The sequence below is a fragment of the Nocardioides sp. JCM 18998 genome (genome assembly GCF_055391535.1).
The window spans coordinates 1,335,964-1,356,366 of record NZ_AP043886.1 but is presented as its reverse complement, the minus strand read 5'-3'; the positions used below and the strand labels follow the sequence as shown (position 1 = coordinate 1,356,366).

The window sequence follows — 20,403 nt, the reverse complement described above, 5'->3', positions numbered from 1 at the left end:
CGTTCCAGGTCGGAGGGGTCAGCGGGTGAGGTGGTACGGGTGGTCGAGGACGGTGCTCATCGCGCGGACGCCGAGCCAGCCGGAGAGCATCTGGCGCAGGTCGCGACCCTCGGGCGTCCCGTCGACGACCCGGGTGGTGGGGTAGCCGATGGCCTGGGCGACGGCCTTGGTGGTGGTCGCGTCGGCGCCGGCGTTGTGCAGCAGCCGGCACAGGTGGTCGGCGTACTGCGCGATGGTGAAGGTCCCGGCCGGCAGGAACGCGGCGGCGGAGCGGTAGGACACGCCACGGGTGGGCCAGTAGCCGCCGCAGAGGTTCCAGTGCATGGAGAAGCTCCCCAGCATCCGGCTGGCGGAGGCGTACGCCGCGGCGTTGTCGGGCGGGCCGTCGGGCCGCGGCCAGGAGTACGGCTGCAGGCCGCCGTGCGTGTAGATGATCGTGTGTGCCGCGCTCTCGCGGTCGACCGGTGCCTGCACGTCGATGCCGAGCACCCTGATGGTGGCGACCAGGTCGGCGACGGGCGTACGGACCTTCTTCTTCGCCGACGCCGCGAACTCGGGATGACGGACCAGCGCCCGCAGGACCGGCCGGATGTCGGTGTCGTTGGCGAGATAGACCTTCGTCAGGGCGCTGACCAGACCCACCGAGGGCGTGTCGCTGACGAAGCGGGTGGCGAGCTTGGTCGCGATCCGCTTGGCGGTGGCCGGGTGGCGCGCCAGGTAGGTCAGGTAATCCTTGGCGGTCTGTCCGCCGCGGCCGTCGCCGGAGCTGCTGAAGCCGAGCACCTTCGCCGCGCCGGTCGCGTGCCGGGCGGGGTCGTAGTAGCCGGCCCAGGTCGCGATCGTCGGGTGGGAGCTGTCCCACGGCCACTTCACCGTCCAGCCCGACAGGATCCGGGCCGAGGCCTTGACCTCGTCCTCGCTGTAGAGCCCCCGGCCGACGGTGTGCAGCTCGAGCAGCTCGCGGCCCTGGTTCTCGTCCGGGTGCGCGGCGGTCGACTCGGCGTTGTTGAGGAAGACCAGCATCGCCGGGTGGAGGGAGGCCTCGACCAGCAGGGTGGAGAACTTCCCCAGGGCGCGGTTGCGGATGAGGGTGTCGTACTGCTGGCGCCAGTACCAGGCGTCGGACCCGGTCGGGACGTGCAGGTGGTCGGACCAGAACTCGACCATCGACTCCAGCACGCCGCGCTCGCTGTGCGCCCGGCGCAGCACCGACCAGGCGGCCAGGTCGATGCCGTGCTCCCAGGATCCGCCGGTCAGGGCGCGCTCGGAGTTCCAGCGCTGCTGCGGGGTGTTCGCGAGCAGCGGGAACCACGACCACAGCGCGTTGGCGCGGGCGCTCTCGGCGACCGAGGTCGGGGTGAGCTGCTTCTCGAACCACGCCAGCGCACCGCCGGCCCGGGTGATCGAGGCGCCCTGCGCGGGCGTGTAGCCGCCGGTGAAGCGGTCGGCCAGGTGGACGATGCCCGGGTTGGCCGGACGCGCCTTCTTCGGCCGGTGGTGCCGCTTCTTGTGGCGGTGTTTCTTCGGGTGGTGGGTGCGCTTCGGGTGCTGGTGGTGCTTCTTCTTCCCGTGCGCGCGTGCCCGGGCGAGCGGGAGCAGGGGCGCCGAGATCATGCAGGTACCTTCGGCCCGATCAGCGCTCGGCTGAGGCGGCCTCGCGGCGCCGATGGATTTCGCGGACGGCGCTCCACAGCCGGTCCCGGGTCTCGGGGGCGCTCGCCCCGAGGTGCAGGCCGAAGACGTCGGCCAGCAGCGCGAACCAGTCCTCGCGCCGGGTGACCGCTTCGTCCGTACGGGCGTCGGAGCCGATCCGGCTGAGCACCAGGCCCCGGATCACGTCGATCCCGGAGGCGTCGCGAGTCTCGGCCATCGGGACCTGGACGAAGCCGGACTCGGGGGAGGTGGAGAGCCAGTGGTGCTTCGCCGCGAAGTCGGCCGGCCGGGCGATCCCGGTCGACCAGGTCATCGCGGCGAAGCCGCCCGCCGGGTCGTGGGTGAGGTGCCAGGTGTCGCCGTCGCCCTGCGCGAGGGAGAGCGCCCACGGGGCCTGCCGCACCGCACCGGCGACGAGCGGGAGCGCGTCGTACAGGGTGTCGCCGAGCCCGACGTCGACGTACCAGATCCCGCTGGGACTCTCCTCGCTCGGCGGCAGCTCGACGGTCAGCGCGAGGTGGTTGCCGCGAGCCTCGGGATCGGGCCCGGCGCCGACCTCCACGCCGCCGACGTGCGCGCGGACGGTGTAGCCGAGCGAGCCGAGCAGGAGGCCGAAGGCGCCGTTGAGGTGGTAGCAGTAGCCGCCACGGCTCTCCAGGGCGACGCGGCGGGCCGCCGCGTGCGGGTCGATGTCCCAGCTCTCGCCCGCCTGGATCCAGAGCGTCTCGTACGGGACCCGTTCCACCTGGTGGTGCGCCAGGCGCTGCAGCGCCGCCACCGAGGGCGGCTCCGCGTCGAGGCCCAGCCGCGCCAGGTACGCCTCGCGCACGTGGACGTCGAGCGGCGGCAGGGACTCGAACACGGATCCATTCCTATCGCCCGGAGCACCCGGCTGTCAGCCGTGGAACGTCACCGGGTGCGGTCCGATCCGGCCGGCGCCGCCGGGCACGTCGAGGGCGTCGATCGCGGCGAGGTCCTCGACCGCGAGGTCGAAGCCGAGGACCTCGAGGTTGGCCCGGATGCGCGCCGGCGTGACCGACTTGGGGATGGCGATCCGGCCCTGCTGGAGGTGCCAGCGCAGGATGATCTGGGCAGGCGTACGACCGAGTCGCTCGGCGATGGCGGTGATGATCGGGTTCTCGAGCATCGCGCCCTGGGCGAGCGGGCTCCAGGCCTCGGTGGCGATGCCGTGCGCGGCGCCGAACGCCCGTGCCTCGCTCTGCTGGAGCGCGGGGTGCAGCTCGATCTGGTTCACCGCCGGGACGGTGCCGCCGAGGTCGAGGATCCGGCTCAGGTGCTCGGGCTGGAAGTTCGAGACGCCGATCGCGCGCACCGTGCCGTCGGCGTAGAGCTCCTCCAGCGCCTCCCAGGTCTCGAGGTAGCGGTCGGAGTCGGGCGCCGGCCAGTGGATCAGGTAGAGGTCGACCCGGTCGAGGCCGAGCCGCTGCAGGCTCGCCTCGTAGGCCGCGCGGGTGGTGTCCCGGCCCAGGTCGTCGATCCAGAGCTTGGTGGTGACGAACAGCTCCTCGCGGGCGATGCCCGAGGCGCCGAGGGCGGCGCCGACGCCCTTCTCGTTGCCGTAGATCGCCGCGGTGTCGATGCTGCGGTAGCCGGCGGCCAGTGCCTCGGTGACGGCTGCCTCCGTCTCGGTGTCGGGCACCTGGAAGACGCCGAAGCCGAGCTGCGGGATCGCGACGCCGTTGTTCAGGGTGAGGGTGGGGACGGTCATGGTGGTTCCTGTTCTCAGTGGGTCGGGACGAGGTGACGAGTGGTCGGGGCGGCGGCGAGCTCGCCGCCGCGGGTGCGGGCTGCGACGAGCAGGACGACGAGTCCGGCGGCCGTGACGACGGCGCCGGCCCAGAGCGGCGAGGTGTAGCCGAGGCCGGCGGCGAGGGTGAGGCCGCCCAGCCAGGCGCCGAAGGCGTTGCCGACGTTGAACGCGGCGATGTTGGCCCCCGAGGCCAGGGTCGGAGCGTGCTCGGCGTACGCCATCACGCGCATCTGGAGCGCGGGGACGGTGGCGAAGCCGAAGCCGCCCATCAGCAGCAGCGCGCCGATCGTCAGCGGCCTGCTGCCGGCATTGAGGGCGAAGAGCGCGAGCACCACGGTGAGCGCGGCGAGGGTGACCACCAGCGTGGTGAGCAGGTTGCGGTCGGCGGCGCGGCCGCCGAGGAGGTTGCCGACGAACAGGCCCACTCCGAAGAGGACGAGCAGCCACGGCACCGCGTGATCGGAGAAGCCGGTGACGTCGGTGAGGGTATAGGCGATGTAGGTGAAGGCGCCGAACATGCCGCCGTACCCGAGCACGGTGACGGCGATGGAGAGCCACACCTGCGGGCTGCGGAAGGCGGTCAGCTCACGGCGCACGCCGGTCGGTGCCTCGTCGCGGGCGGTGCCGGCGGGGACGAGCAGCGCGATGCCGGTGAAGGCGATCACGCCGATCGCCGTGATCGCCCAGAACGTCGCCCGCCAGCCGGCGGCCTGGCCGAGCATCGTGCCGAGCGGGACCCCGAGCACGTTCGCGACCGTCAGCCCGCCGAACATCAGCGCGATCGCCTGGGCGCGGCGCTCACGGGCGACCAGGCCGGCGGCGACCACGGAGCCGATGCCGAAGAACGCGCCGTGGCACAGGGCGGCGACGACCCGCCCGGTCATCATCACCGCGTACGAGGGCGCGAGTGCGCTGATCAGGTTGCCGAGGACGAACAGCACCATCAGCCCGAGCAGTGCGGGCTTGCGGGGCACGCGGATCAGGGCGAGCGTGAGCAGGATGGCGCCGACGGCGACGCTGAGGGCGTAGCCCGAGATGAGGTAGCCGGCGACCGTGTCGCTGACGGCGAAGTCGTCGGCGACCTCCGGCAGCAGGCCCATGATGACGAACTCGGTCAGCCCGATGCCGAAGCCACCGAGAGCCAGAGCGAGGAGTGCGACGGGCACGAGGAATCCTTTGTGTGAGAGGAGATAGTGCGCGCTTGCAGTAATTGCGAACGCAACGAAATAGTTGCACGCGCGGCTTACCGTCGCAAGTCGGGTATGCTGGAGGGGCTGCCGGACACGGGGAGGGACCATGGGGGTCGCTGACGACGCCGTCGAGATCCGCGCGCAGGGATGGCGCACCCTCGCTGCTGTCCACGGCCTGATCGAGACCCGTCTGGAGAAGGCGCTCCAGGCCGAGCACGCCCTCTCGGTGGTCGAGTTCACCGTGCTCGACGCGCTGGATCGTCAGGACGGCTGGCACATGCGGATGCAGCAGCTCGCCCGCGCCACCGCGCTCTCGGCCAGTGCGACGACCCGCCTGGTGACCCGCCTGGAGGATCGCGGACTGCTCACCCGGGTGCTCTGCGCGGACGATCGCCGCGGCATCTACACCGAGCTCACCGCGGCGGGGGAGAAGGCGCTGACGTCGGCCCGGCCCACGCACGACCGGGCCCTCGAGGACGCCTTGGCCGAGGCGGAGGCCACCCCGGAGCTCGCGCCGCTCGTGCGCGCGATGCACGCCCCAGCGGTCTGATCCGGCGATCTGATCAGGCGTCGTACGTCGTACGTCTCGAGGCCATCCGCCGCTGCGGACGCATGACGTCCGACCCCCGCTCAGGCGACGAGGCGGCGCACGCTCTCCACCACGATCTCGCGACAGCGCGCCCGGCTCGGCCGGCGCACCACGGCCAGCTCGGGGGTGTGCAGGTGCCAGCCCATCGCGAGGGCGCGGACCTGGGTGAGCAGCTCGAGCGGTGAGAAGGCATCGGTGAGGTCGCCCGCCCGCTGTGCGGCGGCGATGGCGTCGAGCTTCTTCGCGTTGGACTCGACGATCGCCGGCAGGGCTCCGTCGGCGCGCTCGAGGCCGTACCAGCTGGTCAGGCGCAGCACCGTCGGGTAGCGCTCGTACAGGTCGAACGCCCGACCGGCGTAGCCCGGCAGGTCGGTGGCGTCGAACTCCACCTCGTCGACGAACGACAGCGCCCGCTGAGCGAAGACGATGTCGAAGAGCGCCTCCTTGTTGCCGAAGTACTTGTAGATCAGCGCCTTGTTGGCCGCTGCGCTCTCGGCGATCCGGTCCACCCGGGCGCCGGCGATGCCGTACGCCGCGAACTCCGCCTCGGCGGCGTCGAGGATCCGCGTCCGGGTCGCATCGGGGTCACGTGCCATGGCTCACATCGTAGTAGATAACTAGTTAGTTGCTAAATGGCTCCCTCGGTGCTTCACTGAGATAACCAACCAGTTAGTTTCGATGAGAGGAACGAGCCCGTGCCCACCCAGCCGGCAGCAGAAGCGGCCCCCACCACAGGCCGCGGCATCGTCCTGGCCGTCATCCTCGGCTGCCAGCTGATGATGACCCTGGACGCGTCGATCGTGACGACAGCGCTCCCCCACATCCAGCACGAGCTCGGCTTCAGCGACGCCTCGCTCTCCTGGATCCAGAACAGCTACGTCCTCGTCTTCGGCGGCCTGCTCCTGCTCGGCGCCCGGGCGGGCGACCTGCTCGGCCGTCGCCGCGTCTTCACCGCCGGCATCGCCGTCTTCACCCTCGCCTCGCTGCTGGCCGGCATCGCGCCGAGCGCCGGGATCCTGGTCGCGGCCCGCGCGCTGCAGGGCCTCGCCTCGGCGTTCGCCATCCCGGCGACCCTCGCGCTGCTCGTCGGCAGCTTCCCCGAGCCCGAGGAGCGCTCCCGTGCGATCGCGATCTACAGCGCCGTGATCGGAGCCGGCGCGAGCGTCGGCATCATCGTCGGCGGCGTCTTCACCCAGTACGCGTCCTGGCGCTGGGGCCTGCTGATCAACGTCCCGATCGGCCTCGCGGTGCTCGCCCTGGCGCCTCGCGTGCTGCCCGAGACCCCGCGCCAGCCGGGCCGCGTCGACCTCCCGGGCGCGCTCGCCATCACGGTCGGCATGTCGGCCCTGGTCTACGGACTCGTCGAGGCGGCCACCGCGGGCTGGACGAGCGCGCGTACTGTCGTGCCGCTCGCCGTCGCCGCTGTCGGGATCGTCGCCTTCGTCCTGATCCAGCGCACCGCCGTGCAGCCCATCACCCCGCTGCGCCTCTTCGCCAGCGCCCAGCGCTCAGGCGCCTACCTCGGCCGCATCCTGATCGTCGGGGCGATGTTCTCGACCTTCTACTTCCTGTCGCAGTACCTGCAGAACGTCCGCGGCCTCAGCCCGCTCGCGACCGGGTTCGCCTACATCCCGATCACGGCGATGTTCTTCGCGATGGTCTACGTGGTGCGCTGGCTCGCGCCGAGGATCTCGAAGTCCGCCCTGCTCATCGCCGCGCTGCTCACCGCGATGATCGGGATGGCGTGGCTGAGCCGGCTCTCGGCCGACACCACCTTCTTCCCGCAGATCCTGCTGCCGCTCCTCGTCCTCGGGGTCGGTCAGGGCATCGCGATCATCCTGCTCACCGACTTCGGCATGGCCGAGGTGGCGGCGAGCGACGCCGGCGCGGCCTCGGGCCTGGTCAACACCGCCCACCAGCTCGGCGGCTCGATCGGTCTCGCGCTCCTCACCGTCGTCTTCGGTGTCGCCGTCCATCACGAGCCCGCCCCGGCGCCGGTCTCGCAGGCCCATGGGTACGCGCAGGTCTTCACCGTCGCGACGTTCTTCTACGCGGCGGCGGTCGTGGTCGCCCTCGTCATCCACGTCGCCCAGCGCCGGGCCGCCCGGGCCGCCCGGCTGTCGGTGGCGACCGCGGCCTGACGGGCCCGCGAGTTGTGAGGGTCGGTGGGGCGCGGGCGCCTCGCCGGCCCTCACGACTCGGTCAGCACCCCTTCGGAGTCGAGCTCCAGCACCCGCGCCGGCTCGAGCCGCCGGATGAAGTCGTCGTCGTGGCTGACGACCAGGAGGCCGCCGCGGTAGGACCCGAGGGCCTCGACCAGATGCGTCACCGTCGCGACGTCCAGGTTGTTGGTCGGCTCGTCGAGGATGAGGAGCTGGGCCGGCGGCGTCGCAAGCAGCAGCCGGGCGAGCGAGACCCGGAAGCGCTCGCCGCCCGACAGCGTCGAGACCGGCCGGAACACGCTGTCGCCCCGCAACAGCAGCCGGCCGAGCTGGTTGCGGATCGCGCCGGTCTCCATGTCGGGTGCGGCCGCCCGGATGCACTCCAGGGCGCTGGCGTCCTCGTCGAGGCCGTCGAGCCGCTGCGGGAGGTAGCCGAACCGTGGCGTCTCCAGCCAGCCGACCGCCGAGGGGGCGCCTTCCGCGGGCCGAGAGGTCACTTGTTGCGTCATGAGCCGCGCCAGCAGGGTCGACTTGCCCACGCCGTTGGGGCCGACGAGGACGAGCCGCTCCGGTCCCTGGAGCACGTGCTCGCGCTCGTCGCTGCCGACGAGGACGGCCAGGCGGCGGCTGTTCGGCACGTCCGGATCGGGCAGCAGCAGGCTGACGTGCTCCTCCGACCGGACCCGGTCCGCGGCTGCAGCCGCGCGCTCGCGGGCCGCCTCGAGGCGAGCATCCAGGCCGGCGCGCAGCTTCGCCGCGGAGTTCTCGGCCGCTGAGGCGCGGCCGTTCATCACGATCTTCGAGGCGACCCTGTTGGCGCGGGCGGTGGCGGCGTTGCGGGCGCGAGCAGCCAGCTTCGACTCCGCCTCGACCCGCTGCTGTCGCTCGACCTTGACCGCCTGGTCGGCCGAGCGCATCGCCTGTATCGCGGCGGCCTGCTGTCCGTCGAGATAGGCCCGCCACTGCGAGTACGGGCCGCCGAAGACGCTCAGCGATCCTGCGCGGAGCTCGGCGGTCGCGTCCATCTCCTCCAGCAGGGTGAGGTCGTGCGAGACCACGACGAGCGTGCCCCTCCAGCCGCGCACCAGCTCGCGCAGCCGGGTGCGAGCGGTACGGTCGAGGTTGTTGGTCGGCTCGTCCAGCAACGTGACCGGACAGGCCCTCAGCTGAAGACCGGCGATGGCGACGAGCATCGCTTCGCCGCCGGAGATCTCCCCGACGCGACGATCCAGGGACGATCCGCCCAGGCCGAGCGCGGCGAGCGTCTCGGCGGCGCGTGCCTCGATGTCCCAGTCGTCGCCGATGACGTCGTACAGCTCCGGATCGGTCTCGCCCCGGACGATCGCGCGGAGCGCCTCGAGGCGGGGCGCGATGCCGAGCAGGTCGGCGAGGGTGGACTCGGCCGCCAGGGTGAGGGTCTGCGGCAGGTAGCCGACCTCGCCGGTCGTCGAGACCGAGCCGGAGGTCGGGGCGACGAGTCCGGCGATGACCGTCAGCAGGGTCGACTTGCCGGCGCCGTTGTCGCCGACGAGGCCCGTACGGCCGGACGAGAACGTGGCGGACAGGTCGCTGAGCGCGACGGTGCCGTCGGCCCACTCGAGGGTGAGCGAGGACAGGGTGATGCTGGGGAACACGAGAGGACTCCACGGCTGGCTTCGGCGGAAGCGCCGACACCGGAGCCCACGAGGGGTCTCGGAACGGTGTCAGCGCAGGGACTGCGCGGCGAAACCGGTGATGCCCGTCAAGACGACACCTCGTGCTCGGGGGTGGGACGTCCCCACGATACGGAACCGCCCCCGCCAGCGGCCACGCATTTTCCGCGCCCACGCCCGGCGCACGATCCCCACGCTCGCCGACCAGGCCGCGGCGAGGAGCTGCCCGGGCCGGGATCGCGAGCTGGTGGCAGCAGGCCGTCGTTGCGGAGGTGGCGAGATGACACGAGTGCCTGCCCGCGAACGCGGACAGGCACTCGTGGAGGAGAGATCAGCGGTGCTGGTGGCCCTTCGTCGCGTGGCCTGCCCGGGTGCTCTGCCAGGGGAGCCGGTAGGCGCGGTAGCTCACGAATCCCGCCGGGTAGCTCGCGTCGAAGACGACGTCGCCGGCCCGGTCGAACTCGCTCAGGTGCGAGAGCGCGCCCCAGCCGGTGAAGACGTCGCCGTTGCGCAGCAGCTGGGTGTTGCCCTGCGAGGGGGCCAGTGTGGTGGAGGGCTCGTCGTACTCCCGCACGAGGGTCGCCGTGTGGCGGCGGGTGTCGAGCCGGATCGCCAGCGAGCGGCTGCGGTCGAGGGAGGAGAGGGCGTCCGAGCCGGTGTTCGCGGTGCCCGCCGACTCGTTGTCGAAGACCGTGATGAGGCCGTGGCCGTGATCCTCGGCGTCGTGCTGCCAGGCGAAGATCCGCTCGTCGTCGTTGAGCACGGTGCCGTCGGCGGCCTTGAGCGTGAAGGAGCTGTCCTTGCCACCGAGCTTCCAGTTGATGGCACCGGTCCGGCGATCGAGGTCATAGGCGGTCCACGTGTTTCGGGCGTCGACCAGCAGGCCGCCGTGGCTGTCGGGCTTGACCGCGTTGACGTGGAACCAGTCCCACGGGGTGGAGGCGCTGGCCGGCAGCGGCTGGTGGCTCTCCGAGTACGGCACGTGGTCGGCGCTGTTCCACTCGAAGAGGACCTTGCCGGTCCTGATGTCGATCTCCTGCACGACGCCGTTGATCACCGCCTGGTCGGCCGGGCCGCCGATCGAGGTGAGGTCGGCGGTCGACCTCTCGTACGCCAGCACGAGTGCCGTGCCGCGCTTGGTGATGAGGAACTCGTGGCCGTCGGCGCTCTGGCCGTTGCCGGCATGCACCGCGGCGATCTTCTTGTAGTGCGCGTTGTAGATGTAGTCGGTGCCGGTGGCGAGACCGCCCAGGCCGGTGCCCTGCCAGAACGTCAGCACGGGCTTGCCGCGATAGGTCTGGGCGCGGAAGTCGGCGATCGTCGTGCCGGCGTCGGCGGGGTGGTACCAGACCACCCTCTTGCCGTCCGGGCTCAGGATCTCGGCGCCGCTCGCGTAGCTGCTCGAGGTGCCGTACGGGGCGACGAAGATGTCGCCGCCGGCGTGCTTGCCCAGGGTGTTGGTCGTGACGGTGACCGGTGGCGCGGTGGTCTCGCCGGTGGTGCGATGGTGAGGAGTGGCTGCGGTCGCCGGGACGGCGATGGCGAGCGTGAGGGCGGTGGTCGCCGACGCCGCCAGCAGCCCGATCTGCTGGTTCTTGCGCATGTTCTGCATCTCCTGTTGTCAGTGTGACTATGTCTAGTGACTAACAGGACTATAGGGAGATGCTGAAGAGCGCGTCCATGCCGTCCGGGATCCGGTCAGCGTGCCCGCAAGTGGTCCGGAACGGTCGACTCCTCGACGTCGCCGCCGTCGAGCGGAGCCCGCTCCTCGCTCGCGGTGCGCCGTGCGTCGGCGTCCGCCCACAGCTCCAGGAGCTCGGCCGGCCAGACGATCTCGGCGGGCGCGGCCAGCTCGTCGCGCGTCCACCAGTGGTGCGCCGTCATGAGCACCTGCTCCTCCGGCGTGTGTCCGGCGTCGGAGACGTCGAACGCCGGCACCCAGCACGCGAAGAAGACGTCCTCCTGCTCGATCACCACGTCGGTGTAGCCGTGCACCACGCGACGGGTCATCACCGGTCCGACCAGGTCGTCCTCGGTGATCACGGCGCCGGACTCCTCGAACAGCTCGCGCACCGCGGCCGCCCGGTCGGACTCGCCCGGGTCGATCCCGCCGCCGGGCGTGATCCACCAGTGCGCGTCGTCCAGACCCGGGTCGGTGTCGCGGAAGAGCAGCAGCCGGTCGCGGTCGTCGACGAGCAGGACCCGGGCCGTACGTCGGACGCGGCGCGGGCGCTGCGTGGGCGGGACCGCCTTGAGGGTCCGGGCCGGCTCGGGCGTGCTCACGAGAGCACCGTCGCCGGGAAGAGCTCGGTGCGGGCGACCACCCGGTCGCGCAGGTCGGAGAGGGCGAGTCGTCTGGGGTCCTCGAGGTAGGAGTCGAGGGCGTCCTGGTCCTCGAACTGGAAGAGCTGCACCTCGCGGGGGCCGGTCGCGCCGTCCTCACCGCGCACCCGCTGGAGCACCGTGCCGCGATGCTCCGGCACGAGGGCGAGCACCTGGTCCTCGTACGCCGCGAGCCCGTCCTCCTGCCCGGGCAGGGCCCAGAGGAAGCAGCAGACGGTGAGCGCCATCAGGCGCGGGTGAGGCGGACGACCGGGATCACCCGGATGCCGGCGGTCTTCTCGGCGTACTCCCCGAAGCCGGGCATCCGCTCGACCTGCGCGGCGTAGATCCGGTCGCGCTCCTCGCCGCTGACCTCGGAGACCGTCACCGGATAGGTCTCGGTGCCGACCTCCACGGTCGTCGTCGGCGCAGCGACGAGGTTGCGGTACCAGTCCGGGTCGTCCGGTGCGCCGCCCTTGGAGGCGAAGACGAAGATCTCGTCCGCCGAGGATCCCGGCAGGTAGACCAGGGGTGTCACCCGCTCGGTGCCGCTGGTGCGGCCGGTGTGGTGCAGCAGCACCATCGATGCTCCCTCGAAGGGCCCGCCGACGCGGCCCTCGTTGGCTCGGAACTCTTCGATGATCCCCGCGTTCCAGTCGCTCACCCGATCATCCTGGCACCCTGGACAAGTAGGCACCAGCGATCTGGACCGGTGCCTCGCCGGTGGGAGGGCGCCGGGTGGCACCTGGCTGCCGACCGGGCCGGCCGGGTCACGGGTCACGGTGTCACTCCGCCGTTGCGACAGCGGCGAGGAGGTCGACCGGCTGGTGTCGGTGGAGCCCGGCCTGATCGCCTATGTCACCGCCCGCGAAGGCCTGAGGACTCCATCCGCTCGTTACCCTCGACGCATGAGCCGACGCCTGCCTGCCGCTGTACTCGGACTGACGCTGGGAGCAACGCTGCTCGCGCCCGGGTGTGCTCTCGCACGGACGGTGGACGGGCCGCACGCCCCGACCGTGACCCCGACCGTGACCCCATCCGCTTCGGCGGCCCACGCTCGGAGGAGCCTGCCGACGCAGGCGGCCTGGCTCGCTGACACCCGGCGCGCGTTGAAGGGCGCCAACCACTACCTCACGGTCCGGGCCGCACGGGCCGTGGACCCCGGCGCGCTGGCGATCGTCCTCGACATCGACAACACGTCGCTCCAGTCGCAGTACGCCTGGCCGCAGGCCGTCCCGGCCACCCGCCGGGTCGCCCGCCACGCCAACGCCCTGGGCATCCACGTCTTCTTCGTGACCGGCCGGCTGCAGCGCGGACTCGGCTCGGTGACGCCGGAGCTCACCGCCGCCGGCTACACGTACGACCGGGTCTTCGGGCGCAAGCCCGGTGAGGACCTCGTCCACGAGAAGTCGCGCCACCGCACCACGATCACCCGCAAGCTCGGCTTCACGATCGTCGCCGACATCGGCAACCACACCACTGACCTCACCGGCCCCTACACCGGCCGTACCTACAAGCTGCCCGACTACGGCGGCGCCCTCTCCTGACCGCCTGGAGGTCCGGTCCCGGAGGTCGAGCCCGGGGTCGAGCCCGGAGGTCGAGCTTGTCGAGACCCCGCCGGCTCAGGCGCGCGGGGCGAGCAGCGCGCTGACCGCATCGGTCGCAGCGTCGAGCAGCGACTCGGGGTCGCGGCCCTCCTCGAGTGCGGTGGCGATCAGCTCGCGCAGACCGCCGAAGACGACGATGCCCAGCTCGCGGGTCGGCGGACGTACGCCCGCGCGCTGCAGGTCCGGAGTGTCCGCGAGCGCCTGCATGAGGTCGACGAAGACGGCCATCCCGGCCCGGACCAGCTCGCGGCCCTCGTCGCCGAGCGCGGGCACGGCCCGGAACCAGTTCAGGAACAGGTGCGGCTCGGCCTGCACCAGGCTCAGCAGCGCGCCGACACCCTGACGGATCTGGTGCTGCCAGGGCGCGCTCGGGTCGACGGCGCCGGCGATGCGGCTGCTCAGCTCGGCGTTCGAGAGCCTCAGCAGCGCGACGAAGCAGTCGTGCTTGTCGGCGAACTCCTCGTAGAACGTCCGCTTCGAGGTCCGGGCGTGGCGGACGACGTCGGCGACGGTGACGTCGGCGTACGACCGCTCGCGCAGCGCGTCCGACAGCCCGGCCAGGAGCCGGGTGCGGTGGTCGAGCACGGTGACGGTCACTCGCCCACCTTAGGGGCGGCGGCCGGAGGCTCTGGTCAGATCCCCGTCGGCGGGGTAACTTCGACAGAGCCCGTGGTACGGCTGCGTACCACCGATCAGGAGGAGCCCGCGATGACGCTGCTGGAACCCGTCGTGAAGCCGCTCGTCGACCAGGTGAAGAGGCCGGTGCGCTGGGGCGCGGGCCACGTCCTGCCGCGCACGTACTTCCGCGCCGCCGCCAAGCGGGGCGACCTGCAGGGCGTGCTCATCGCCAAGGCGCCCGGTGCGCACACCTTCGAGCTGCTCGATCTCTTCGAGGAGGCGCGGGCGCAGGGGCCCGTCTACAGCGGCCGGCTCACCAACATGGCGGTCGACCACGCCGCGGTGAAGGACGTGCTGACCAGCAACGACTTCCACACCGGCATGCCGAGCGCGGCCGCCGGGACGCTCGCGAAGGTCGCCCGCTGGGCGGCGCTCGACGTGATCAGCCCGGTCGAGCCGCCGTCGCTGCTCGTCACCGATCCGCCGGACCACACCCGCTACCGCAAGCTCGTCACCCGGGTCTTCTCGGTCAAGGCGGTGCAGCGGCTGACCAGCCGCACCGAGGAGATCGCCGCGGGACTCCTCGACGACATCGAGAAGCGGCTCGCCGACGCGCCGGTCTCAGGGACCGACACCGAGCCGATCGACCTGGTCGAGACCTACTGCGCCCTCCTGCCGGTGACCGTGATCGCCGAGATCCTCGGCGTCCCGATGGAGGATCGCGCCAAGGTGCTCGAGTTCGGCACCGCTGCCGCGCCCAGCCTCGACCTCGGCCTCGACTGGCGGACGTTCCAGCAGGTCGAGAGCGGGCTGCGCGAGTTCGACGCGTGGCTCACCGACCACCTCGAGCAGCTGCGCCGTACCCCCGGCGACGACCTGCTCAGCGAGCTCGTCGCCGCCCAGGAGGACGGCGTCGGACTCACCGCGCACGAGCTGAAGTCGACCGCCGGGCTGGTGCTCGCGGCCGGCTTCGAGACCACCGTCAACCTGCTCGGCAACGGCATCGCGCTGCTGCACGACCACCCCGACCAGCTCGCCCTGCTGCGCGAGGACCCGAGCCTGTGGTCCAACGCGACCGACGAGATCCTGCGCTACGACCCTCCGGTGCTGCTGACCGGCCGGATCGCGGCCGCCGACACCGAGGTCGGCGGCAAGCAGATCCCGCGCGGCGGCCTGGTCACGACCGTGCTCGCGGCGGCCAACCGCGACCCGAAGGTCTTCGCCGATCCGGCCCGCTTCGACGTCACCCGCGAGAACGCCAAGGACCACGTCTCGTTCAGCGCCGGGCGACACTACTGCCTCGGCGCGGCGCTTGCCCGGATGGAGGGCGAGGTCGGCCTGCGGATGCTCTTCGAGCGCTTTCCCGAGCTCGCGATCGCCCCCGGTGCCACCCGACGCCCCACCCGCATCCTGCGTGGGTACGAGACGCTGCCCGTGCGGCTGCGCTAGTCGGGTCGGTTCATCGAGGTATGCAGGTCAACCGACACTTCCCGTGCGGAACTCACCGTGGGAAGTGTCGGTTCGGCTGCATACCTCGCCCGACCAGCAGCTACGACGCCACCGATCGCGAAGCCCGACGGCGCGAACGTGACGACGTTGAGCTCACCGCCGAGGACCGACTGGCAGAACTCCATGGCCGCCCCGGGCCTCGGTCGTGAAGGAGAGGTGCGGATTGAGGAGCGATCCCCTGGTCTCGACGGTAGTTCTCTCTACGCCTCGGCAGTAGGCAGCACGTAGGTCGCGTACTGCTCGCGCAGGGTCTTCTTGGAGAACTTGCCGACCGACGTCTTCGGCACCTCGTCGATGAAGGCCACGTCGTCCGGGACCTGCCACTTGCCGATCCGCTCGGCGAGCCAGCCCAGCAGCTCCTCGCGCTCCAGCGTCGCGCCGTCGCGGACCACGACGCAGGCCAGCGGACGCTCGCCCCACTTCGGGTGCGGCAACGCGATCACGGCCGCCTCCTTCACCGCGGGGTGCCCCATGATCTGGTTCTCGAGGTCCACCGAGCTGATCCACTCGCCGCCGGACTTCACCAGGTCCTTCGTACGGTCGACGATCTTGATGTAGCCCAGCGGCGTGATGGCGGCGACGTCGCCGGTCCGCAGCCAGCCGTCGGGGGAGAAGGAGTCACCCGGCTCGTCCGTCTTGTAGTACTGCTTCACGACCCACGGCCCGGTGACCTCGAGGTCACCGGAGGCCTCGCCGTCCCAGGGCAGCTCCTCGCGGCTGATCGCGTCCACGATCCTCGCCTGCACGCCCGGTGCGATCAGGCCGGCGGTGGAGCGGATCTCGATCTCCTCCTCCTCCGACGTGATCTCGCTGCGCATCTGGGTGACGCTGCCGAGCGGCGACATCTCGGTCATGCCCCACGCCTGCGTGATCGGTACGCCGATCGCGTCGCGCCACGCCTCCGAGAGCGACACCGGTACGGCGGAGCCGCCGCAGATCACTGCGCGCAGCGCCGACAGGTCGTGCTCCTTGAGCAGCGGCACCGCACCCATCCAGATCGTCGGCACGCCGGCCGCGACGGTGACCTTCTCCGCGGCGATCAGGCTGACGATGCCGCTGGGGGAGAGGTCCGGGCCGGGCATGACGAGCGAGGCGCCGCCCATCAGCGGCGAGTGCGCGAAGCCCCAGCCGTTGGCGTGGAAGAGCGGCACGACCGGCAGGAGTCGGTCACCGTCGGTCATCCCGAAGACGCTGGTGGTGAGCGAGGCGATCGCGTGCAGCCACTGCGAGCGGTGGGTGTAGACGACGCCCTTGGGGTGGCCGGTGGTGCCGGAGGTGTAGCAGATGCCCGCGGCGGTGAGCTCGTCCGTGACGCGTCCGCGCAGGTCGGCGGGGGTGGCATCCGCCATCAGGTCGTCGTAGTGCTTGATCCTCGGATCGTCGGGGATCGGCGTCGGCACGCCGTCGTCCATCACCACGACGTGCTTGAGCGTGGTGAGCTGCGGCAGCACCGGGGTGAGCAGGCCGAGCAGCGAGCGGTCGACGAAGACGGCCTCGTCCTCGGCGTGGTTGAACGTGTAGATCAGCTGCTCGGGGAAGTAGCGGATGTTGCCGGTGTGCAGCACCCGGCCGGTGCCCGGCACGGAGTAATAGAGCGCCAAGTGGCGGAAGGTGTTCCACGCGAAGCTGGCGACCCGGGCGTCCTCGGTGAGGCCGAGCCTGTCCAGCACGGTCGCCTGCCTGCGTACCTCCACCCCCAGATCGGCGAAGGTCGCACGGTGGATCCCGGTCGCTGTCCTCGTGACGATCTCCCGGGTGGCATACACCTTCTCGCCGCGCTCGAGGATGGCCGTCGTGGTCAGGGGCGCGTCCTGCATCAGTCCCAGCATGGGCACATCGTGACGTGCTGTGTGCTGGGTCACAAGGAGATCGGGTCACTCGTGCGCAGAATCGTGATCCCGCCCGTGTGATCCCGAGGCTCGCCCCGCTCGCGCGTCGAGGCCGGTCAGAGGTAGAGGCCGCTGCTGGTGCCGGGCTCGCCCGGCGTCTGCTGCTGGCCGTGCTGCTGCGGCGCCTCGCCGGGCTGGCCCATCGGCGAGATGCCCATCCCGGCCGGCAGACCGCGGCGGATCTGCTCGAACTGCGCCCGCGCCGCCATCTGCTGGGCGTAGATCGCGGTCTGGATGCCGTGGAAGAGCCCCTCGAGCCAGCCGACCAGCTGGGCCTGCGCGATCCGCAGCTCGGCCTCCGACGGGGTGCGCTCGTCGGAGAACGGCAGGCTCAGCCGCTCCAGCTCCTCGACCAGCTCCGGCGCGAGGCCCGACTCCAGCTCCTTGATCGAGGAGCGGTGGATCTCGGCCAGCCGGTTGCGGGAGGCCTCGTCGAGCGGAGCCGACTTCACCTCCTCGAGGAGCTGTCGGATCATCGCGCCGATCCGCATGACCTTCGCCGGCTGCTCCACCAGCTCGGTGATGTCGCGGTCGGCGTCATCGCCCTCAGCGGATGTCATCGTCACCGGCTGACCGTCGGGCCCGATCACCATCACCTGCTGCTCCTCACTCATGCTCCCCACAGTAGTCAGAGGGTCTAGAGCGAGAGCAGGATCTTTCCGGCGTGCTCGCCGCCGTCCATCCGCCGGTGAGCCTCGGCGACCTGCTCGAGAGGGAGTACGGCGTCGATGACCGGCTGCACCTCGCCGCCCGCGATCAGCGGCCAGACGTGCTCGACCACCGAGGCGCAGATCGCCGACTTGCCCTCGACGGGGCGCGAGCGCAGCGTCGTGCCGATGACCGCGGCGCGCTTGCGCATGAGGGCGTTGATGTCGAGCTCGGCCGTCGTGCCGCCCTGCATCCCGATGATCACCAGCCGGCCGGAGTCGGCGAGCGCGTCGATGTTGCGGGCGAGGTACTTGGCGCCCATGTTGTCCAGGACGACGTCGACGCCTCGGCCGTCGGTGTGGTCCTTGATCACCTGCTCGAAGGTCTCCTCGCGGTAGTCGATCACCACGTCGGCGCCGAGCGCGGAGCACAGGGCGCGCTTCTCGGGCGTGCCGGCGGTGGTGAAGACCCGCGCCCCGAGGTGGTGGGCGAGCTGGATCGCCATGGTGCCGATGCCGCCGGCACCGCCGTGCACCAGGAGCGACTCGTGCGGGCGCAGCGCGCCGACCATGAAGACGTTGGACCAGACCGTGCACGCGACCTCGGGCAGCGCGGCGGCCTCGACCAGGCCGACGCCGTCGGGGATCGGCATCACCTGGCCGGCCGGTGCGACGACCTGGGAGGCGTACCCGCCACCCGCCAGGAGCGCGCAGACCCGGTCGCCCACCTGCCACGTGGTGACGCCTCCGCCGAGGGCGGCGATCGTGCCGCTGACCTCCATCCCGATCACGTCGGAGGTGCCGGGCGGCGGCGGGTAGAAGCCCATCCGCTGCAGCAGGTCGGCGCGGTTGAGACCCGCGGCCGCCACCTCGATCAGCACCTCCCCCGGTCCGGGCGCCAGGTCGGGCAGCTCGGTGACGGTGAGGACCTCCGGTCCTCCGGGCTCGCTGGCGACGACGGCACGCATGCCTCCACCCTAGGCAGACCACCCGCACCGCGTACGCGGTGGCTCAGGCCTCGAGCTCGCCGGGGTTGTCCAGGGCGGTGTCCTCGCCGAAGTCGAGGTCGGTCGCGTCCTCCTCGTCTCCGGCGGCGCCCTCGTCGTCCGGGACGCCGCCGGCGGGCCTGTCCCAGCGCTCGGCGAGCGCCTGGGCGACCCCGGCGAGTCGCTCGGTCTCGGTGGGATCCGCGTCGGCCCGGCCGACGGCGACGCCGAGGAGGTAGGCCGAGATCGGGGCGGCCACCCGCACCACGTTGTCGGCAACCACCTTGGTCAGGTCGAGGACGAGCCCCTCGTCGACGTCGGTGTCGATGTCGAGGGCGTCGCACAGCTCATCGATCCAGTCGTGCAGGTTCACGGGCTCAAGCCTTACTCAGGTCGGTCCACGTGTCGATGTCCTCGTGCTCGCGACCCTGCGAGGGCACCGATGCCAGCGTCAGTCCGTCGAGCAGCCTGCGCAGTGGAAAGTCGTGCTGCTCCTCGTAGCCCGGTCGCACGTCCGCCAGGCGCGCTGTGTCCAGCACCATCGCGAGCTGCCAGCGGCCGTCCGGACCGACCAGCCACGAGCCGTCGACCGCGTTGCGGCTCCTCGGGTCGCCGTCCTCCGGTGCGGCCGCGGACAGCAGTCGGCGCCAGGTGCCGTGGTGCACGTACGGCATGTCGACCGCGAGCACCCCGACGTGGCGCGGCACCGTGACGAGCGAGTCGAGGCCGGTGAGCAGGCCCGCCACCGGGCCGCCGAACCGCGGGCTCTCCCGGACGAACGTGGCCGGGCGCTCGCTCGGCACCGGATCGCCGACCACGACGACCTCGCGCGCGTCGATCACCCCGTCCAGCGCCCACTGCAGCAGGGTGCGCCCGCCGACCTCGATGCCGGCCTTGTCGACGCCGTCCAGCCGGCTGGCCCGGCCGCCCGCGAGGATGATCGCTGCCCAGGGTTCCCACACGCCTCCCATCCTGCGACACCTCACCACCGCCGCGCGATGATGGGCGCCATGACCTGGACCACGCTCAACGTCGCCCTCGTGCAGGAGCCGGCCGGCCTCGACCCGGCCGCCAACCGGGCACGGCTCGGCGAGCTGACGCCCGACGGCGCGAACCTGGTCGTCTTCCCCGAGGTCTTCCAGCGCGACTTCGGGAAGCCGGGCGAGCCGCTGGAGCCGTACGCCGAGTCCACCGATGGCGCGGGAGCCGACTTCGCCGAGCAGGTCGGACAGGCCGCCGCCGCGCATCGCACGACCGTGATCGCCGGGATGCTGGAGCGCTCGCCGGAAACGCCGGAGCGGCCCTTCAACACCCTGATCATGCGAGGCGGAACCCGCGGGGACTATCGCAAGATCCACCTCTACGACTCGTTCGGCTACCGGGAGTCCGACGTCCTGGCGCCCGGTGACCTGGGCCCCACCGTGGTCGAGGTGCTCGACGAGGAGGGCAACGCGGTCCCCGTCGGCCTGATGACCTGTTACGACCTGCGCTTCCCCGAGCTCGCCCGGGCGCTCGTCGAGGCCGGCGCCGAGGTGCTCGTCGTACCGGCGGCGTGGGTCGCGGGGGAGCGCAAGGTCGACCACTGGCGCACGCTGCTGCGCGCCCGGGCGATCGAGAACACCGTGTACGTGGTCGCCTGCGGCCAGCCCGCGCCGCGCTACTGCGGGCACTCGATGGTGGTCGACCCGATGGGCGACGTGATCGCCGAGGCCGGACCTGACCGGGCCGTGATCACTGCCTCACTCTCCCGCGTGGAGCTGGTCGAGGCCCGTCGCGTCAATCCCTCGCTGGTCAACCGGCGCATGTAG

The 20,403-nt window shown here is 71.6% G+C and carries 21 protein-coding genes; 5 read left to right on the top strand and 16 right to left on the bottom strand.

Going from position 1 to position 20,403, the window contains the following annotated elements; all coding sequences use genetic code 11:
* Window positions 1–18: 18 nt before the first annotated feature.
* The 4 genes from ACZ5L9_RS06450 to ACZ5L9_RS06435 are packed head-to-tail and all read right to left on the bottom strand — an operon-like array spanning window position 19 to window position 4,590.
* Window positions 19–1,614, bottom strand: a complete 1,596-nt coding sequence (locus ACZ5L9_RS06450) for a DUF1800 domain-containing protein (RefSeq protein ID WP_464535234.1) — start codon at window positions 1,612–1,614, stop codon at window positions 19–21.
* Window positions 1,615–1,633: 19 nt separating this feature from the next.
* On the bottom strand, window positions 1,634–2,515 hold the full coding sequence (locus tag ACZ5L9_RS06445; RefSeq protein ID WP_464535231.1) for an arylamine N-acetyltransferase family protein: 882 nt from the start codon (window positions 2,513–2,515) through the stop codon (window positions 1,634–1,636).
* 33 nt (window positions 2,516–2,548) lie between these two features.
* Window positions 2,549–3,382 carry an aldo/keto reductase gene (locus ACZ5L9_RS06440; protein WP_464535228.1) on the bottom strand — a complete coding sequence of 278 codons (834 nt, stop codon included), beginning with the start codon at window positions 3,380–3,382 and terminating at the stop codon, window positions 2,549–2,551.
* A gap of 14 nt (window positions 3,383–3,396) precedes the next feature.
* Window positions 3,397–4,590 (bottom strand): MFS transporter, encoded by a 1,194-nt coding sequence (locus tag ACZ5L9_RS06435; RefSeq protein WP_464535226.1) that lies wholly within the window; start codon window positions 4,588–4,590, stop codon window positions 3,397–3,399.
* 130 nt (window positions 4,591–4,720) lie between these two features.
* Here ACZ5L9_RS06435 and ACZ5L9_RS06430 point away from each other — a divergent pair, with 130 nt between their 5' ends.
* The gene (locus ACZ5L9_RS06430) at window positions 4,721–5,164 is read left to right on the top strand and encodes a MarR family winged helix-turn-helix transcriptional regulator (protein WP_464535224.1); all 444 of its coding nucleotides are present in this window, start codon (window positions 4,721–4,723) and stop codon (window positions 5,162–5,164) included.
* 80 nt (window positions 5,165–5,244) lie between these two features.
* Here ACZ5L9_RS06430 and ACZ5L9_RS06425 read toward each other — a convergent pair whose 3' ends face one another.
* Window positions 5,245–5,799 (bottom strand): TetR/AcrR family transcriptional regulator, encoded by a 555-nt coding sequence (locus ACZ5L9_RS06425; RefSeq protein WP_464535222.1) that lies wholly within the window; start codon window positions 5,797–5,799, stop codon window positions 5,245–5,247.
* 99 nt (window positions 5,800–5,898) lie between these two features.
* Here ACZ5L9_RS06425 and ACZ5L9_RS06420 point away from each other — a divergent pair, with 99 nt between their 5' ends.
* Window positions 5,899–7,344: an MFS transporter gene (locus tag ACZ5L9_RS06420; protein WP_464535220.1), complete on the top strand. Its 1,446-nt coding sequence runs from the start codon at window positions 5,899–5,901 to the stop codon at window positions 7,342–7,344.
* A gap of 50 nt (window positions 7,345–7,394) precedes the next feature.
* Here ACZ5L9_RS06420 and ACZ5L9_RS06415 read toward each other — a convergent pair whose 3' ends face one another.
* From ACZ5L9_RS06415 to ACZ5L9_RS06395, 5 genes are all read right to left on the bottom strand, one after another.
* A complete protein-coding gene (locus ACZ5L9_RS06415; protein ID WP_464535218.1) occupies window positions 7,395–8,999 on the bottom strand; it encodes an ABC-F family ATP-binding cassette domain-containing protein in 1,605 nt (534 codons plus the stop codon).
* 349 nt (window positions 9,000–9,348) lie between these two features.
* Window positions 9,349–10,620, bottom strand: coding sequence for an arylsulfotransferase family protein (locus ACZ5L9_RS06410; protein WP_464535216.1), 1,272 nt, complete (start codon window positions 10,618–10,620; stop codon window positions 9,349–9,351).
* Between the two features lie 95 nt (window positions 10,621–10,715).
* Window positions 10,716–11,300 carry an NUDIX hydrolase gene (locus ACZ5L9_RS06405; protein WP_464535214.1) on the bottom strand — a complete coding sequence of 195 codons (585 nt, stop codon included), beginning with the start codon at window positions 11,298–11,300 and terminating at the stop codon, window positions 10,716–10,718.
* Window positions 11,297–11,587, bottom strand: coding sequence for a hypothetical protein (locus ACZ5L9_RS06400; RefSeq protein ID WP_464535212.1), 291 nt, complete (start codon window positions 11,585–11,587; stop codon window positions 11,297–11,299). Before ACZ5L9_RS06400 ends, ACZ5L9_RS06405 begins: the two co-directional genes overlap by 4 nt.
* Complete coding sequence (locus ACZ5L9_RS06395) at window positions 11,587–12,003, bottom strand: nitroreductase/quinone reductase family protein (protein ID WP_464535210.1); 417 nt, start codon at window positions 12,001–12,003, stop codon at window positions 11,587–11,589. The genes ACZ5L9_RS06400 and ACZ5L9_RS06395 overlap by 1 nt, the downstream gene beginning before the upstream one ends.
* Before the next feature lie 244 nt (window positions 12,004–12,247).
* Between ACZ5L9_RS06395 and ACZ5L9_RS06390 the strand changes: the two genes are divergently transcribed.
* Window positions 12,248–12,886, top strand: coding sequence for an HAD family acid phosphatase (locus ACZ5L9_RS06390; RefSeq protein WP_464535208.1), 639 nt, complete (start codon window positions 12,248–12,250; stop codon window positions 12,884–12,886).
* Between the two features lie 75 nt (window positions 12,887–12,961).
* Here ACZ5L9_RS06390 and ACZ5L9_RS06385 read toward each other — a convergent pair whose 3' ends face one another.
* Entirely contained in the window at window positions 12,962–13,543 is a 582-nt protein-coding gene (locus ACZ5L9_RS06385) for a TetR/AcrR family transcriptional regulator (protein WP_464535205.1), read from the bottom strand.
* 111 nt (window positions 13,544–13,654) lie between these two features.
* Between ACZ5L9_RS06385 and ACZ5L9_RS06380 the strand changes: the two genes are divergently transcribed.
* The gene (locus tag ACZ5L9_RS06380) at window positions 13,655–15,013 is read left to right on the top strand and encodes a cytochrome P450 (RefSeq protein WP_464535203.1); all 1,359 of its coding nucleotides are present in this window, start codon (window positions 13,655–13,657) and stop codon (window positions 15,011–15,013) included.
* 260 nt (window positions 15,014–15,273) lie between these two features.
* On the opposite strand, the gene ACZ5L9_RS06375 is transcribed toward ACZ5L9_RS06380, so the two are convergent.
* The 5 genes from ACZ5L9_RS06375 to mobA form a co-directional block, all read right to left on the bottom strand.
* A complete protein-coding gene (locus ACZ5L9_RS06375) occupies window positions 15,274–16,902 on the bottom strand; it encodes a long-chain fatty acid--CoA ligase (protein ID WP_464535201.1) in 1,629 nt (542 codons plus the stop codon).
* 116 nt (window positions 16,903–17,018) lie between these two features.
* Window positions 17,019–17,576 carry a bacterial proteasome activator family protein gene (locus ACZ5L9_RS06370; protein ID WP_464535199.1) on the bottom strand — a complete coding sequence of 186 codons (558 nt, stop codon included), beginning with the start codon at window positions 17,574–17,576 and terminating at the stop codon, window positions 17,019–17,021.
* Between the two features lie 23 nt (window positions 17,577–17,599).
* Window positions 17,600–18,577: an NAD(P)H-quinone oxidoreductase gene (locus ACZ5L9_RS06365; RefSeq protein WP_464535196.1), complete on the bottom strand. Its 978-nt coding sequence runs from the start codon at window positions 18,575–18,577 to the stop codon at window positions 17,600–17,602.
* Between the two features lie 43 nt (window positions 18,578–18,620).
* Complete coding sequence (locus ACZ5L9_RS06360; RefSeq protein WP_464535194.1) at window positions 18,621–18,968, bottom strand: DUF6457 domain-containing protein; 348 nt, start codon at window positions 18,966–18,968, stop codon at window positions 18,621–18,623.
* A 4-nt stretch (window positions 18,969–18,972) separates the two neighbouring features.
* Window positions 18,973–19,566: a molybdenum cofactor guanylyltransferase gene (gene mobA / locus ACZ5L9_RS06355; protein WP_464535191.1), complete on the bottom strand. Its 594-nt coding sequence runs from the start codon at window positions 19,564–19,566 to the stop codon at window positions 18,973–18,975.
* A gap of 39 nt (window positions 19,567–19,605) precedes the next feature.
* Between mobA and ACZ5L9_RS06350 the strand changes: the two genes are divergently transcribed.
* On the top strand, window positions 19,606–20,403 hold the full coding sequence (locus ACZ5L9_RS06350) for a carbon-nitrogen hydrolase family protein (protein WP_464535189.1): 798 nt from the start codon (window positions 19,606–19,608) through the stop codon (window positions 20,401–20,403).

Bases quoted from the DNA above. Each gene is read 5' to 3' on its own strand.
- ACZ5L9_RS06390 (WP_464535208.1), top strand. From the start codon at position 12,248: ATGAGCCGACGCCTGCCTGCCGCTGTACTCGGACTGACGCTGGGAGCA.
- ACZ5L9_RS06380 (WP_464535203.1), top strand. From the start codon at position 13,655: ATGACGCTGCTGGAACCCGTCGTGAAGCCGCTCGTCGACCAGGTGAAG.
- ACZ5L9_RS06450 (WP_464535234.1), bottom strand. From the start codon at position 1,614: ATGATCTCGGCGCCCCTGCTCCCGCTCGCCCGGGCACGCGCGCACGGG.
- ACZ5L9_RS06440 (WP_464535228.1), bottom strand. From the start codon at position 3,382: ATGACCGTCCCCACCCTCACCCTGAACAACGGCGTCGCGATCCCGCAG.
- ACZ5L9_RS06370 (WP_464535199.1), bottom strand. From the start codon at position 17,576: ATGAGTGAGGAGCAGCAGGTGATGGTGATCGGGCCCGACGGTCAGCCG.
- ACZ5L9_RS06350 (WP_464535189.1), top strand. From the start codon at position 19,606: ATGACCTGGACCACGCTCAACGTCGCCCTCGTGCAGGAGCCGGCCGGC.
- ACZ5L9_RS06375 (WP_464535201.1), bottom strand. From the start codon at position 16,902: ATGCTGGGACTGATGCAGGACGCGCCCCTGACCACGACGGCCATCCTC.
- ACZ5L9_RS06430 (WP_464535224.1), top strand. From the start codon at position 4,721: ATGGGGGTCGCTGACGACGCCGTCGAGATCCGCGCGCAGGGATGGCGC.
- ACZ5L9_RS06425 (WP_464535222.1), bottom strand. From the start codon at position 5,799: ATGGCACGTGACCCCGATGCGACCCGGACGCGGATCCTCGACGCCGCC.
- mobA (WP_464535191.1), bottom strand. From the start codon at position 19,566: ATGGGAGGCGTGTGGGAACCCTGGGCAGCGATCATCCTCGCGGGCGGC.
- ACZ5L9_RS06410 (WP_464535216.1), bottom strand. From the start codon at position 10,620: ATGCGCAAGAACCAGCAGATCGGGCTGCTGGCGGCGTCGGCGACCACC.
- ACZ5L9_RS06400 (WP_464535212.1), bottom strand. From the start codon at position 11,587: ATGGCGCTCACCGTCTGCTGCTTCCTCTGGGCCCTGCCCGGGCAGGAG.
- ACZ5L9_RS06365 (WP_464535196.1), bottom strand. From the start codon at position 18,577: ATGCGTGCCGTCGTCGCCAGCGAGCCCGGAGGACCGGAGGTCCTCACC.